We start from the raw sequence: 13,327 nt of genomic DNA on the forward strand, positions 1-13,327 counted from the left end.
CGCCCACCGGCAGCAAGTGGCTCTACGGGCTCATCCCGTCCAGCCACTCCGCGATCGAGGCGCAGTTCGAGCTCGCCCCCGAGGGCGAGCAGCACACCCGCGGATCCGGTCGCCAGGTCCATCGACAGCCGCAGCAACTGGTCGCCGGGGAAGGCGAGCCCGCTGCGGAACGGCACGGCGTGCCAGGTGAGGTTGCGCAGCTGAAGGGCCAGCCGCTCGTCGTCACGGTCGTGCCCGGCGAGGTAGCGGATGATCCCGGCGCGTCCGGCGAACAGGCCGGCCTGGGCGTAGAAGGGGGAACGGGCGGCGAGGCTGATCGCGGCGCCGGCCCGGGCCAGGCCGTCGTCGGCGCGGTGGGCCAGCACCTGGTCGAGGACAATGCCGATGCCCACGCTGCCCTGGGCCAGGTACGGCATGGTGCGCCAGCCCTCGTTGACCTCCAGCGCGCCGTCGGGGCGCACGACGCAGCGGTGCAGGTCCTGGCGCAGCGCGGTCACGGCCCGGTCGAGCAGGGTGGGGTCGCCGGTGCGCTCGTACATGCGCAGGAACAGCAGGGCGGGGCCGGTCCAGCCGTGGGTGAGGCCGGCGCGGGGCTGCCGTCCGCCGCTGACGGCCAGGTCACCGGCCGGGGGCTCGTCGGTGGCGATCTTCGCCAGCCGTTCGGAGACCAGATCGGTGGCCCGCCGGGCCGCGTCGTGCAGGGCCGTCTCGCCGGTGGCCTCGGCCAGGTGCAGCAGGTTGAGGCCGACCCCGGCCAGGCCGCTCATCAGGTCGGGGCCGAGCTGCTCCCACTGCTCGCCGAGGCAGCGTTCGACCACGTCGAGGGCCTCCTGGCGGCGGTCCAGCTCGTGCAGGACGTACGCGACGCCGTGCAGTCCGTCATAGAGGCCGAGCCGGGAGCCGGACTGCGGGTGCAGGGCCCGCCGGATCAGCCACTCCTCGAAGCCGGGGAACGGGCCGGCGCCGGTGACGGCGAGGGCGTGCAGCACCCCGGCGGCGCCGTACGCGAGATTCAGCCCGCCGGAGTGGAACTGCTCGATGTCGCCCGGGAACAGCCGGTCGTCGCGTTGTGGGGTGGCGCTGTCCACGATGGCGTCGGTGAGCCGGCGCATCATGGCCGGCCCGGAGGTGTCGGAGCGGTGCTGGGTGCTGCCGTGCGGGGCGGCCGGCCGGACGGTGATGGTGGCGACCGCCTCGCTCAGGAACTCCTCCGGCACGTCGAAGTGCTCGGCGATCACGGTGGCGAAGTCGCGGGCCTTCTCGGGCGCCAGCCGCAGCATCGCGGTCAGGGGCAGGAACAGGGCGAGCCGCAGGCAGGCCAGGGCGTACCGGTCGACGGCGGTCCCGGTGATGCCGCGGGGGGCCGCGAAGCCCTGGTTGCGCAGGCCGGGCCGGCGATAGCCGTCGGCCGGGCCGGCGACCTCGAAGTCGATGAGCACCGCCGTGTCGGCGTCCGGGCCCTCGGTGCGCACCAGCACGTTGAACAGGTGCAGGTCGCCGTAGACCAGGCCGCGCTCGTGGATCGCGTCGACGGTCCGCTCGATCTGCCGGTAGATGTGCAGCGCCCACCGGGTGTATGCGCGGTAGTCCTCGGCACTCGCCTCCGGGTCGATCAACGGGTAGCGGTCGACCAGCAGCTTGTTGAGCGGCTTGGCGTCGATGTACTCCAGGGCCAGGAACTCGTGCTCGCCCAGCTGGAACCGGTCGTGCACCCGGGGCACGCTCGGGAGATCGGACAGCCGCTCCAGCGCCTCCTGCTCCCGGCCCAGCCGCGCGATCGCGTCCACCCCGTCGGCGTCGAGGCCGGCGTGCGGCCGCGCCTCCTTGAGGACCACGGGCTCGCCGGTGCGGGTGTCGGTGCCGCGGTAGAGGCCGCCGCCGTTGGAGAAGTGGATGACCTCCTCGATGGTGTACGGCAGGTCGACGACGGTCGTGGCGTTGCGGGCGGCCAGATGCGCGCCGAGGAACGGCGGCAGCGACACCCACTCCGGGGTCCGGAAGACCGGGTCGCGCCGGTCGGGCACCAGCGTGCCGGCCGGGTCGGCGATGGCCGGCTCGACCACCCCGTCGGCGACGCAGTAGCGGGCGGCGAAACCGCCGTAGCGCACGTGCACCGGTCCGTCGCCCAGGCGCAGGTCACTGAGGATGTACGGGCCCGGCTCGCCGTCGAGCAGCGCGCTGAGCTCCTTGCAGACGACCTCCAGCTCGGCGTCGTCGCGCGGGTAGACGGTGATGAACTTGCCGCTGGTGCCGCGCCGGGCGTACTTGGCGTTGCGCATCAGCAGCGCCGCCCGGCCGTGGATGAACTTGAACGGCAGGCCGCGGTCGTGGCAGTAGCCGAAGACCTGGTCGAGGATGCGCTCGGCGTTGTCCAGGCAGGCGGAGATGTGGATCTTCCAGCCCTGCTCGGGCAGCTCGCCGCCGGCCGGTCCGTAGATCAGCCAGTCGTCGAGGGTCTCGCGCTGCCAGCCCCCGGGCACCGGACGCCGGGCGGCGGCGAACCAGGTCGCCTCGGGCCGGGCGCTGGTCAGGGAGTCGTAGAAGTACGGATCGGTGACACAGAACCGTTCGTAGTGCTTGTCCATCGCCCGGCTCCCCTCGTCCCGCTCCGTGTGCTTTCCTGCCTCTCAGTCTGGTCAGGTGGAGGGAGCCGGCGTAGTGAGCGCTGTCATCAGGTCAGGGTGTGATGCGTGAGGGAGAACTGCTGACATCCGTCATGTTTGGACGGCCAGATAGCTCACTGGCAGGCGCGCCGGGCCGTAGACGGCCTCCGTGGGAGCCAGCCATTCCGCCTCACCGGCCGAGGTCAGACCCCGCAGGTGGGTGGCGAGGCGGGGGAGTGCCTCCTGCAGCTCCACCCGGGCCAGGGCCGCACCGAGGCAGTAGTGGATGCCGCCGCCGAAGGTCAGCTGCCCGGAGGGTTCGCGGCGGATGTCGAAGGTGTCGGCGCGGGCGAAGACGGCGCTGTCGCGGTTGGCCGACCCGGTGATCGGCAGCAGGCACGTCCCGGCCGGGAACACCGTGCCGTGCAGCTCCACGTCGGACTTGGCGATCCGCGGCACGCCCAGCAGCGCCGACGGGCAGAACCGGACGACCTCCTCGGCGGCGTTCGCGGCCAGGTCCGGCCGGTCGGCCAGCAGGCTCCACTGATCCGGGTACGCGATGAAGGTGTCGACCGCCTGGGCCAGCTGGAACTGCACAGTGCCCTGACCGGCGGACAGCATCGTGATGACCATGGCGCGCAGCTCGGCGTCGTCGAGCAGTTCCCCGGACTCCTCGGCCAGGATCAGCGCGCTCAGCAGGTCCTCACCCGGTGCGCTGCGGCGGGCCTCGATCAGCCCGTCGATGAACAGGTTGAGGCTCTGCACGGCGGTCTCGATGCGCCCGGCGTGCTCGGCCACGCTGAAGCCGAAGATGAGCCCGACGTCGTGCGCCCACCGGTTGACCTGCGCGCTGTCGCCCTCCGGGATGCCGATGAACTCGCACACCACCCGCAGGCTGTACGGCTCGGCGAACGCGGCCACGAAGTCCACCCCGCCGGTGCCGGACATGGCGGCGATCAGCTCATCCGCGCAGGCCCGCACGCTCGGGCGGAAGTCCTGCACCCGCCGTACCGTGAAGGCTTTGCTCACCAGCCGGCGCAGCCGCTGATGGTCCTCGCCGTCGGCGTTGAGCAGGAAGCTGCGCATCGTCTCGACCAGCGGCCCGTCGGTGATGCCCTGCAGCGCCAGAAAATCCACCCCGGGGGTACGCAGCTGACGCATCCCCAGCAACGTCTGCACCGGCTCGTGGCGCAGCACGGCCGGGCCGACCGGGGACTGCGCCCACCAGCTCTGCTCGCGCAGGGCGGCCAGCACCTCGTGCGGCCGGGAGCGGAACTCATCGCCGTACAGGTCGAGAACCGGTGTCGACACGGGGTCCGCCTTCGTCCCGGCGGCCCGCCCACCGGGCCGGTTGTCCCCGAGCATAGGGGCGCCCGGCGCCGGCCCGTGTCACCCGGAATCGGTATTGCGGGCCGCCCACATCTCCCGGGTCATCTCGTACTCGACCTCGCCCAGGTCCGCACCGGGCAGCGGGTCGTCCCAGACCGGGAAGTACGTGCGCACGTAGCGCATTCCGACGGCGGCCATCACGCCCCTCGACCCGGCGTTCACCGCCATGGTCTGGGCGATCACCCGGGTCTGCCCGACGGTCTCGAACGCGTGAGCCAGCAACGCCCGGGACGCCTCACTGGCCAGGCCCTGCCGCCAGTGGCGGCGCAGCAGGCGGTAGCCGAGCTCGGCGACGGCCGGGTCGTCGGGCTGGTCGGGACCGTGCGCCGGCGGCAGCATCATGAGCCCGACGAAATCGTCCTCGTCGCCGGGGGACCGGTACGCCATCCAGTAGCCCAGCCCGTCGACCTTGCGTCCCAGCGCCATCCGCTCGGCGTGGGCGGCGACGACCTCCTCGCGCGGCCGCGCCCGGCCGAAGATGTAGCGCAGCACCTCCGGATCCGAGTCGAGCTCGACCTCCTGGTCGAGGTGCCGGTCGGCCAGCGGGATGAGCATCAGCCGCTCGGTCCGCAAGATCGGTTGTGGCATCCCGCCACGATCACACACCGCCCGGGGCAGCGCGAGGCGATTTCGGGCCCGTCCACCGACCGTTGACAGTGGACGCGGCGGCTGATGAGGATGACGGGGTTCCGCCACCAGGGAGGCGCCCGCCATGTCAGCTCACGTCAGCCGGCGTCATGTCCTGCGGATCGGCGGGGCGACCCTGGCGGTCACCGCGGCCGCACCGGCCCTGCCCGCGCTCGCGGCCGCTGCCGTGCAGGCCGACCTGGTCATCTACGGCGGGACCGCGGCAGGTCTGGTCGCCGCGGTCCAGGCCCGGCGGATGGGCCGTACCGCCGTGGTCGTCGAGCCGGGCACGCACCTGGGCGGCCTGACCACCGGCGGGCTGGGCTTCACCGACAGCGGCGTCAAGGAGTCCATCGGCGGCATCGCCGGGGAGTTCTACCGCCGGGTGTACGCGAAGTACAACGGCACGGTCGTCACCCCCACCTCCCCGGCCCGGTTCACCTTCGAGCCGCACGTGGCTCGCGCGGTGCTGGACGACCTGCTGGCCGCGGCCGGGGTGCCCGTCTACCTCGGGGCCCGGCTGAGCTCGGTGACCCGCTCGGGGGCCCGGATCACCGAGCTGGTGACCGACAACGGCCAGGTGTTCCGCGGGCTGATGTACGTCGACGCCGGCTACGAGGGCGACCTGATGGACCGGGCCGGGGTCAGCTGGACGCTCGGCCGGGAGGCCAACACCGAGTACGGCGAGACGATCAACGGCGTGCAGCTGCGGGACAAGCACCAGTTCGACCGGCCCGTCGATCCGTACGTGGTCGCGGGTAACCCGGGCAGCGGGCTGCTGCCGGGCATCTCGGCGAGCCCGGTGGCCCCGAACGGCACCGCCGACGACCGGATCCAGGCTTACAACTTCCGGATGTGCCTGACCCGCGACGCCGGCCGCATCCCGTTCCCTAAGCCGGCCGGTTACGACCCCGCGGAGTACGAGCTGCTCCGGCGGTACATCGAGGCCGGCTACGCCGGGCCGTTCTTCACCACGCAAGGTGTCGGCGGCGGCAAGACGGACTCCAACAACAACGGCGCGGTCTCGACCGACTTCATCGCTCGCAACTACGCGTACCCCACCGCCGGGCCCGCCGCGCGGGAGGCGATCGTCGCCGAGCACCGGACGTACCAGCAGGGCCTGATGTGGTTCCTCGCCAACGACCCGGGGCTGCCGGCCTCGGTCCGCACGGCGACGGCGTCCTGGGGGCTGCCGGTCGACGAGTTCACCGCGTCCGGCGGGTGGCCGCCGCAGCTCTACGTCCGCGAGGCGCGGCGGATGCGGTCGGCCTACGTGATGACCGAACGGGACTGCCGGGGATCGACGCGCGCCGGTGATCCGGTCGGGCTGGCCAGTTACACCATGGATTCGCACAACTGCCAGCGGGTCGTCGTGGGCGGTGCGGTCCGCAACGAGGGCGACGTGCAGACCGGCGTGCCGGGACCGTTCCCGATCAGCTACCGCTCGATCGTGCCGTCCCCGGCGCAGTGCGCGAACCTGCTGGTGCCGGTGTGCCTGGCGGCGAGTCACATCGCGTACGGGTCGATCCGGATGGAACCGGTCTTCATGATCCTGGCCCAGTCGGCGGCGACCGCGGCGGTGCTGGCCATCGACGCGGCGGTGCCGGTGCAGCAGGTGAGCTATCCCGCCCTCGAGGCCCGGCTGCGCCAGGACGGCCAGCTGCTGCGGTGGCCGCTGACCGGCACCGGCGAGGTCATCGTCGACAACGCCGCCACGTCCGGGGTGACCCGCGCCGGCACCTGGGTCCGCAGCACCGCGACCGGCGGCTTCTACGGCCCGGACTACGAGCACGACGGCAACACGGCCAAGGGGGTCAACCGGCTGCGGTTCACGCCGGCCCTGCCCACCGCCGGCAGCTACGCGGTGTACCTGCGGTGGACCGCGCACGAGAACCGGGCGGGCAACGTGCCGGTCGACGTCGTGCACAGCGGCGGCACCACGACCCGGACCGTCGACCAGCGGGTGTCCGGTGGTCAGTGGGTGTCGCTGGGCACGTTCACCTTCGCCGCCGGCAGCACCGGGAGTGTGCTGATCCGGACGGAGTCGACCACCGGCTACGTCGTTGCCGACGCCGTACGCTTCGTGCCGGCCTGATGCCGCGCCCGGCCCGGGCTGTCACGGCACTGTTTGCGAGGGCGCCGCGACGGTGAGCCGCCGCAGCTGCCGGACCACCGGCAGGGTGAGCAGCAGTCCGAGCACCGGCACGAGGAATGCGATCCGCAGCCCGACCGGCTCGGACAGCAGGCCGAGCAGGACCGCGCCGATCAGCGCGCCGCCGTAGTTGAACAGGTTGACCCGGGCGATCACCTCGTCGCTGTTGCCGGGTACGGCGTGCCCGGCGGCGCTGAACGCCAGCGGCACCAGCACGCCCACCCCGAGGCCGGTGAGGGCGAATCCGGCGACGGCCACCGCGACCGACGGGACCGCGACGACCAGGCCGCAGCCCACCGCGCAGACCAGCAGGGACGCGCCCGCGGCGGCGACCACGCCGGTGCGGGGCACGACATGGTCGCCGACCAGCCGGGAGACGAGCACCGCGACCTGGTACGCCGCGTAGCCCAGCGGCGCGACGGAGTCCGCGGCCAGCAGCGTGTCGTGCAGGTACACCGAGCTCCAGGTGCTGACGGCCGAGTCGGCGAGGAACGCGGTGAAGATCAGCGCACCGCAGATGAGCACGACCCGCCGGCTGCCGTCGCGCGGGTGGCGGTGCCCGGTCAGGTCGGGCATGACGGTGCGTGCGGGTTCGTACCCGCGCCAGCCGGTCAGCGCCACCAGGACGGCGAACCCGCCGGCGACGCCCACGGCCACGCCGGCGCCGGCCCCGCTCGCCACGAAGGCCGACATCAGCAGCGCGGCGATGAAGGCGGCGGCGGTGTAGGCGGCGAAGAGCCGGTTCATCACGCTGCGGCCCAGCCGGGCCTGGACGAGCACACCCTGCATGCTCAGCGAGGCGTCGACGGTGCCCAGGCCCACGCCGTACGCGATGAGGACGGCCACGAACACAGCCGTCGGGGTGTGGAAGGTGGTGAGCCCGAGCGCGACGCCGATCGTCACCAGCCCGCCGGCCAGGGCGAAGCGGCTGCCCAGCCGGGCGGCGACCGCGTCCGCGACCAGTGAGCCGCCGGCCGCCGCGACCACGACGAGCAGCAGGATCGCCGACACCAGGGCGTCGTCGAGACCTTGGCGCTCCTTGAACATCGGCAGCGCGGTGACGACCGCGGCGTACCCGAGGCCCTGTGCCGCGTAGCCCGCGCCGATCCACCGGGCCCGGGTGCCACCGGAGGGTTCGGCAGCCGTCATCCGTGGTCCGATCGGCAAACATGTGAATTGTTCACGATCTCCATGGGCGCTCACTCTGGCACGTGCGCGCCCGCACGTCGATAGCGACTTCTTGACAATCGCGCCACGGAGCCGGAATCATTCGTTAACGTCAATGTTACCGTTCACATCAGCCGATGAGGTGCTCGTGAGACGTCGTACTCTGCTATCCGCGCTGGGGGCGAGCGCCGCCGCGGGTGCCCTGATCCGGCCCGGCGCCGCCCAGGCCGCCACCTACTCCGGCTACGCGATGGCGTACTTCACGGAGTCGCCGTCGATGAGCGCCGCCAGTTACAACCTGCACCTGGCGGTCAGCAGCGACGGCCTCGCCTGGACGCCGCTCAACCAGAACCGGCCGGTCGCGACGCCGACCGCGGGCAGCGGCGGGCTGCGCGACCCGTTCATCCTGCGCAAGCAGGACGGTACGTTCACCGTGCTGGCCACCGACCTCAACGGCACGAACTGGTCCTACCAGAGCCAGTACCTGCACGTCTGGGACTCCACGGACCTGCGCAGCCTCCGCAACTACCGGCTGCTCAAGGTGCACTCGCTGGCCACCCACGCCTGGGCCCCGGAGGCCTTCTGGGACGCCGCCCGCGGCCGCTACGCCGTGGTCTTCTCCGCCGTGGTCAACGGGCACAACGTGCTGATGGTCTCCTACACCGCCGACTTCGTCACCGCCTCGGCGCCGCAGGTCTTCTTCGACCCCGGCTACGACGCCATCGACGGCAACTTCGTCACGGTCGGCGGCGTCACCTACATGTACTACAAGAACAACACCAACAGCACGCTGCTGGGCACCCGGTCCACCTCGCTGAACCCAGGGAGCTTCAGCGTCTACACCGGCGCCATCGGCCCCGGCCGCGGCGTCGAGGCCCCGCAGATCGTGAAGTCCAACAGCGCGAACGTCTGGTACATGTGGGGCGACACCTGGAGCCCGAACGGCCGGTTCTACTGCTGGCAGAGCGGCGACGTCGCGGGTGGCTCGTGGAGCCTGCTCAACGACCGTGCGTACACCCAGCCGCTGAACTCCAAGCACCTGGGCATCACCGCGATCACCGCGGCCGAGCTGTCCGGGCTCACCGCGACCTGGGGCACGCCGTCCTGGAACCGGCTCAAGTCGTACAACTTCCCGGACCGCTACGTCCGGCACGCCGACGGGGTGGGGCGCGTCGACGCGTACCCGTTCGACCCGTACCAGGATCAGCTGTGGACGCTGGTGCCCGGCCTGGCCGACCCGGCCGGGGTGTCGCTGCGGTCGGTGAACTATCCCGACCGCTACCTGCGGCACGCCAACTACGCGCTGGTGCTCAACACGAACGACGGCACCAGCGGTTTCAAGGCCGACGCCACCTTCCACCGGGTCGCGGGCTGGGCCGACGCCGGCTGGACGTCGCTGCGCTCGCACAACTTCCCGGACCGCTACGTGCGGCACAGCGGCTACGTGCTGCGGATCGATCCGATCACCGCCGGCTCGTCGGGCACCGACAAGCAGGACGCCACGTTCCACATCGGCTACTAGCCAGGGGGTGAGGACGAACAGGGGGTGAAGACAAAGAGGCGCCGCTGCGAATTCCACGGGGGAAGAACTCGCAACGGCGCCGTAGGACCAACTTAAACGACAACGCCCGGCGCTGTCTAACCGGTGGACTATCCACTTTCGGTCGTGTCGTCCTCGGCGCGCACCTTTTCCGGCGCGGGCGGGGTGCCGGGGGCGGTCGGACCGCCCAGGATGTCGAGCATCTGCAGCACCTGGCGGCGTACCGCCGGGGTCATGTCGCCCGCCCGCATGGCGATCATGCGGACCTGCCGGTCGGCGAGCTTGCGGCGCAGCTCCCGGGCCTCCGGGTCGTCGTCGGCCGGGCCGTGCTCGCCGAGCAGGAACGAGGCGGTGACCGGCGCGCTGCCGGGCGCCCGCCGCTCGTCGAAGAACTTGGCGATCGCCTTGAGCACGGCGACGGTCGGGTTGGTGTTGGTCCCCGAGCGCAGTGTGGCGAGATACACCCGCGAGACGCTGGTGTCGTGGGCCGGGTCGTCGGTGATCGCCCGGGCCACCTGCGGGGTCGAGTACTCGCGGGTGCGCCCGCGGTCGTCGACCCAGGTGACGGTGGCGAACAGCTCGTTCAACCGGGCTGCCACCGTGGCCGGCGGCCGGCCTGCACTGTCGGACATGTCGTCGAGGCTCCCACGCCTGTCGTCATCGGTTAACCGTCGGGGCCGCGGATCCGCCTTGACCGGTGTCAGCCGTTAAATATAGTGTCGCAAAGTAATTTCGTGCCGACAGTGGACGACGCGGGCCTGTTCCGACCGATCACGGGGCGGCCGAGACCGGGCCCGCACCTCACCGCACGGCGAGCTCCCGCGAGATCCCGACGAGTCGGCGGGCGTCACTCTCCAGATCGTCACCCCCGGGCACGAGGACGGGATCCGCGTCCACGATGGGGCTCTCCGCCTCCTTCGCGCGCAGCGCACCGCGGATCACGCCGGCCCAGTGCTCCTCGTCCTGCTGGGCCCCGGTGCGGCCCGCCGACACTTCGAAGTACGGCCCCAGCAGCACCAGCCCGTCACGGATCTCGACGACCCGCCGGTAGAAGCGGTAGTGGCTGCTGTCCCAGCCGAGCCGGCCGCGCCACGAGACGGCGGGCACCCGGCCCAGCACCAGCTGCGGGAACGCCTGATCCACGGCGGTCCACAGCGGCTCCAGCTGGCGGTAGTAGCGCCGGTGCGCGCGCCACAGCGGCACCGAGACCAGCATGCCGACGACCGCCGCGTAACTGACGCCGACCACGAACGCGAGCGCGCCCGCGGCGACGCCGGTCAGGTAGACGAAGGTGAAGACGCGTACGGCGGGCGGGGCCGGCTCGACAGTGGCCTGGAGCAGGGCCAGCACCGACTTGGTGGCGTCGGCGATCAGGAAGGCGCAGACCGCCACGCTCAGGATGATCAGACCGCGGCGCAGCCGGGCGGTGCCGGCGGCGCGCACGTACGCGATGGACCAGCGCAGCGACTGCGAGTGCGCGTACGCCATGTAGCCGAGCACGGCCACGACGAACACGGTGGCGTGCGGGTTGGCGCCGTTGGCCGTCTCGGCGGGATCGGCGCGCACCGCGGGCGGGGCCAGGGACCAGGCCACGACCGCGATCAAGATCCCGGCCGCCAGCGGCAGGGCCTGCACGCGTACGGCGCGACGGGCCGCCCGCCCGCGCATCGAGTACGTGAGGAACGCCAGCAGGAAGTACGCCGCGGCCATCGTGCCCACGTTGACCACCAGGCTGCGTACCCCGGCCCCGGCCCGGTCGAGCAGCGGCTCGAGCGGCGGCAGATTGGCCGTGAAGCTCAGGGTCGCGCACACCACGCAGGCCGCCACCGCACGCAGCGGCAGATCCTCCGGCGCCCGCCAGAGCTGGACGACCTTGTTGAGCACGCCGGTCCACAACGCGACGGCGATGACGGCGAGCAGGACGGGCGCCACTACAGCCAGCCCTGGTGGTGCGACAGTGACGAGCCGAGCCGCTCTGCACCGGCGGGATAGAGGGGATTGAGGACGCTGGCCCACTCCAGGATGACGGTGGCGATCAGCTCCGCCTCCCGCTCGTAGGCCGAGTCGTAGCAGGTGCGGCGCAGCGCCCGGGTGCTGCCGCCGGGGCGCTCGTCCGGGGTGAGCGCCGCCCAGGCCTGGTCGTCGCCCTCGTCGCTGGGATGGTCGGCGATGAGGTGTCCGATCTCATGCAGGATGATGTGATCCTGGTGCGGACGCGTGGTCTCGCGTTGGTAGAAGATGACGTCCATGGATTCCGTCATGAACCAGAGCCCGAACGGCCCTGGCACCTTGATCGGATGGTCCACCAGCCGGATCGGGCGGCCCCGCTGCCGGGCCAGCCGCGCGCACAGCTCCCGGACGTCCAGGGGCGGCCGCACATCCAGCTCACGCAGCAGCGTCCGGCACCGCTTGCGCAGCCTGCGATCGCTCACCCTGAAGCCCGCCCCCTCGCCGCCGGTGAAGTCATCGAAGGATATCCAACAACCATGACGAAAGTACTCATCGCCGGCGGCGGCGTCGCCGGTGCCGCGACCGCGCTCGCCCTGCACCGGGCCGGGATCTCCTCGATCGTCCACGAGGCACACCCGTCCGGCGGGGACGACGCCGGCGCCTTCCTGACCGTGATGGCCAACGGGATGGCCGCGCTGGAGTCGATCGGCGCCGGCCCGGCCGTCATGGCGGCCTCCTATCCGGCCGCGGCGGTGGAGCTCTTCAACGCCGAGGGCGCGCATCTGCAGCACCGGGCGATCGAGGGTACGGCCCGCACCCTGAGCCGCGCGGCCCTGTACAGGGTGCTCCAGGACCTGGCGATCTCCCGGGGCATCCCGGTCGTGCACGGCAAGCGGCTGACCGGCGCCGCGACTGTCGACGGTGGCGTCGAGGCCCGTTTCGCCGACGGCACCCACGCCCGGGGCGACGTCCTGATCGGGGCCGACGGCATCCACTCACCGACCCGCCGCCTCATCGACCCGCAGGCGCCGACCCCGCGCTACACCGGCCAGCACGTCATCTACGGCTACGCGGACGGCAACCCGGCCGGCAGCGCACCGGACGCGTACCACATGGTCTTCGGCGCTCGTGCCTTCTTCGGCTTCACCGCTCCGGGCGACGGGCGCACCTGGTGGTTCGCCCGCCTCACCGGCGACAGCCGCCCCGCCGGGACGACGGCCGCGCAGTGGCGCGAGCTCGTCCTCGACGCCGTACGCGACGACGCCACCCCCGCGGCGGCGATCATCGAGGCGACCGGCGGCGACGTGGTGGGCGGCGACTCCTACGACATCCCGACGACGCCGAGCTGGCACAACGACCGGATGGTGCTGGTGGGCGACGCCGCGCACGCCGCGTCCCCGGCGGCGGCCCAGGGCGCCTCGATGGCGCTCGAGGACGCCGTCGCGCTGGCCGCCGCTCTGCGGGAGCATCCGGAGCCCGCCACGGCGTTCGCCGCCTACTCGGCGCGGCGCCGCGCGCAGACCGAGGAGACGGTGGCGGCCAGTGCCCGAATGGGCCGGCCGACCGCCTGACATTCCCCCTCGTTCTGCCGCATAGTGACGGGGGTCACCTCAGGCGCAGAACCGTGGACAGCTGGGAGTCGTCTTGCGTGGTGTGAGACGAAGCCTGGCCGCGGCCGACGAGGAGACCCTCGTGCGCCGGACGGCCACCGGGGACCGGCCCGCGTTCGACGAGCTGTACCGCCGCACCTCGCCGTGGCTCGCGGCGCGGCTGCGACGCCGGTGCGCCGACGAGGACGTGGTCGCCGACGTGCTCCAGGAGACGTACCTGGCGGTCTGGCGGGCGGCGGGCAGCTTCGCCGGCGCGGCCACCGAGGGCAGCGCGGTGGGCTGGCTCTGG

Annotated in this window: 11 protein-coding genes; 4 read left to right on the top strand and 7 right to left on the bottom strand. The window is 72.2% G+C overall.

The features are described from left to right. From lanKC to AB0C29_RS12615, 3 genes are all read right to left on the bottom strand, one after another. The coding region (gene lanKC, locus AB0C29_RS12605; RefSeq protein WP_360819204.1) for a class III lanthionine synthetase LanKC at positions 1-2,585 on the bottom strand (2,585 nt) is incomplete at its 3' end. A 129-nt stretch (positions 2,586-2,714) separates the two neighbouring features. Beyond that, positions 2,715-3,914: a cytochrome P450 gene (locus AB0C29_RS12610; RefSeq protein ID WP_360819207.1), complete on the bottom strand. Its 1,200-nt coding sequence runs from the start codon at positions 3,912-3,914 to the stop codon at positions 2,715-2,717. Positions 3,915-3,992: 78 nt separating this feature from the next. Continuing rightward, positions 3,993-4,580, bottom strand: coding sequence for a GNAT family N-acetyltransferase (locus AB0C29_RS12615; protein WP_360819210.1), 588 nt, complete (start codon positions 4,578-4,580; stop codon positions 3,993-3,995). A 124-nt stretch (positions 4,581-4,704) separates the two neighbouring features. Between AB0C29_RS12615 and AB0C29_RS12620 the strand changes: the two genes are divergently transcribed. Further along, the gene (locus AB0C29_RS12620) at positions 4,705-6,714 is read left to right on the top strand and encodes an FAD-dependent oxidoreductase (RefSeq protein ID WP_360819213.1); all 2,010 of its coding nucleotides are present in this window, start codon (positions 4,705-4,707) and stop codon (positions 6,712-6,714) included. A 21-nt stretch (positions 6,715-6,735) separates the two neighbouring features. Here AB0C29_RS12620 and AB0C29_RS12625 read toward each other — a convergent pair whose 3' ends face one another. Continuing rightward, positions 6,736-7,920, bottom strand: coding sequence for an MFS transporter (locus AB0C29_RS12625; RefSeq protein WP_360819216.1), 1,185 nt, complete (start codon positions 7,918-7,920; stop codon positions 6,736-6,738). A 166-nt stretch (positions 7,921-8,086) separates the two neighbouring features. Between AB0C29_RS12625 and AB0C29_RS12630 the strand changes: the two genes are divergently transcribed. Continuing rightward, the gene (locus AB0C29_RS12630) at positions 8,087-9,460 is read left to right on the top strand and encodes a glycoside hydrolase family 43 protein (RefSeq protein WP_360819219.1); all 1,374 of its coding nucleotides are present in this window, start codon (positions 8,087-8,089) and stop codon (positions 9,458-9,460) included. Positions 9,461-9,588: 128 nt separating this feature from the next. Here the strand turns inward: AB0C29_RS12630 and AB0C29_RS12635 are convergent, their stop codons facing one another. The 3 genes from AB0C29_RS12635 to AB0C29_RS12645 all read right to left on the bottom strand — a co-directional run bounded on the left by AB0C29_RS12635 (position 9,589) and on the right by AB0C29_RS12645 (position 11,910). Continuing rightward, on the bottom strand, positions 9,589-10,077 hold the full coding sequence (locus AB0C29_RS12635) for a hypothetical protein (protein WP_360819233.1): 489 nt from the start codon (positions 10,075-10,077) through the stop codon (positions 9,589-9,591). Positions 10,078-10,279: 202 nt separating this feature from the next. After that, complete coding sequence (locus tag AB0C29_RS12640) at positions 10,280-11,410, bottom strand: MAB_1171c family putative transporter (protein WP_360819222.1); 1,131 nt, start codon at positions 11,408-11,410, stop codon at positions 10,280-10,282. Continuing rightward, positions 11,410-11,910 (bottom strand): hypothetical protein, encoded by a 501-nt coding sequence (locus tag AB0C29_RS12645; RefSeq protein WP_360819224.1) that lies wholly within the window; start codon positions 11,908-11,910, stop codon positions 11,410-11,412. Before AB0C29_RS12645 ends, AB0C29_RS12640 begins: the two co-directional genes overlap by 1 nt. A 54-nt stretch (positions 11,911-11,964) precedes the next feature. Between AB0C29_RS12645 and AB0C29_RS12650 the strand changes: the two genes are divergently transcribed. Together AB0C29_RS12650 and AB0C29_RS12655 are read left to right on the top strand one after the other, a co-directional pair. Then, complete coding sequence (locus AB0C29_RS12650; RefSeq protein ID WP_360819227.1) at positions 11,965-12,999, top strand: FAD-dependent monooxygenase; 1,035 nt, start codon at positions 11,965-11,967, stop codon at positions 12,997-12,999. Positions 13,000-13,081: 82 nt separating this feature from the next. Continuing rightward, positions 13,082-13,327 (top strand): sigma factor (locus AB0C29_RS12655; protein ID WP_360819230.1); only part of this gene is annotated, 246 nt, incomplete at its 3' end.

Source organism: Actinoplanes sp. NPDC048791 (assembly GCF_040650095.1).
Taxonomy (GTDB): Bacteria; Actinomycetota; Actinomycetes; order Mycobacteriales; family Micromonosporaceae; genus Actinoplanes.